This is a genomic window from Nitrospirota bacterium, from assembly GCA_040755395.1.
Classification (GTDB): domain Bacteria; phylum Nitrospirota; class Nitrospiria; order Nitrospirales; family Nitrospiraceae; genus DATLZU01.
The window spans coordinates 1-1030 of sequence record JBFMAX010000073.1 but is presented as its reverse complement, the minus strand read 5'-3'; the positions used below and the strand labels follow the sequence as shown (position 1 = coordinate 1030).

The following is a 1030-nucleotide window of genomic DNA, read 5'->3' as shown; positions in this document are numbered from 1 at the left end:
CCGTACTTGTGGAACGGAAACGGCGCGAGCTTGAGCTTTGCCGGCTGGCCCGCGCGCACGAACCCGGCATCGGCGTTGCCGACCCAGACCTCGGCCAGCAGTTTCTCGCCCTCCGGCACCAGGGTCATCAGGATGGTGCCCGGGGCCGCCACCGTGCCCGCGGTGTGGGTGGCCAGATCCTTCACCGTGCCCGCTGCCGGCGCCCTGAGCTCAAGCAGGGCGCGCCGGTGGCGCTGCCGGGCAAGCTCCTGCGTCAGCCGCTCAAGCTGGCCGGAGACCTCCAGGCGCTCGGCCTGCAGGCGGCGCCGGTACTCGGCCGACAGCTGCGCGAGCCTGCGCTCGGCCTGCTCGATCAGCGCAAGGTTCGAGCGCACCAGGTGCTCCTGCGCCCTCAGCTCCTGCTCGCGCTCGATGCGCTCGCGCCGGCGCTCGGCGGCCAGAATGCGCCCGGCAAAGCCCTCGCGCGCCAGCCGCTCGAAGGCCGCCTCCTGCTCGCGATAGTGCGGCAGGATTTCCTGCAGCTTCGCCCTCGTTTCCTCGGCCGCCGCAAGGTCATGGCGCGCCTTGTCCAGCACGGCGCGCTCCTGCGCGAGCGCACTTTCGTGGGCGCGCACGTTCGCCGCCTGCTGCGCCGCCACCTGCGCAAACAGCACCGGCGAATCGCCCGGCTCGCGCTCAAGCCCCCGGCCGGAGAGCTCCGCCTCGATGCGCCGCAGCCCCAGGCGCTGGCGCTCGAACTCGGCCTGCAGCGCGCGCAGCTCGGCCTCGGCAATCACCGGGTCCATGCGCATGAGCACCTGACCCTCGGCAACCTGCTCGCCCTCGCGCACCAGGATCTCGCGCACGATGCCCTGCTCGGCAGGCTGCACGATCTTGACATAGCTCGCCGGAACAAGCTTGCCCTCGGCCACCGCGACAATGTCCAGGCGCCCGACGTACGCCCACAGCAGCGCGCCGGCAACAAGCGCAAGCATCAGCCGCAGCATCCAGCCGGCAAGCGGCGCGGGCGGGCGCTCCTGGATGCGCAGCA

The 1030-nt window shown here is 72.1% G+C and carries 1 protein-coding gene; it reads right to left on the bottom strand.

The window, feature by feature from the left end; genetic code table 11:
* Positions 1 to 1030 (bottom strand): HlyD family type I secretion periplasmic adaptor subunit (locus tag AB1555_20205; GenBank protein ID MEW6249001.1); only part of this gene is annotated, 1030 nt, incomplete at both ends.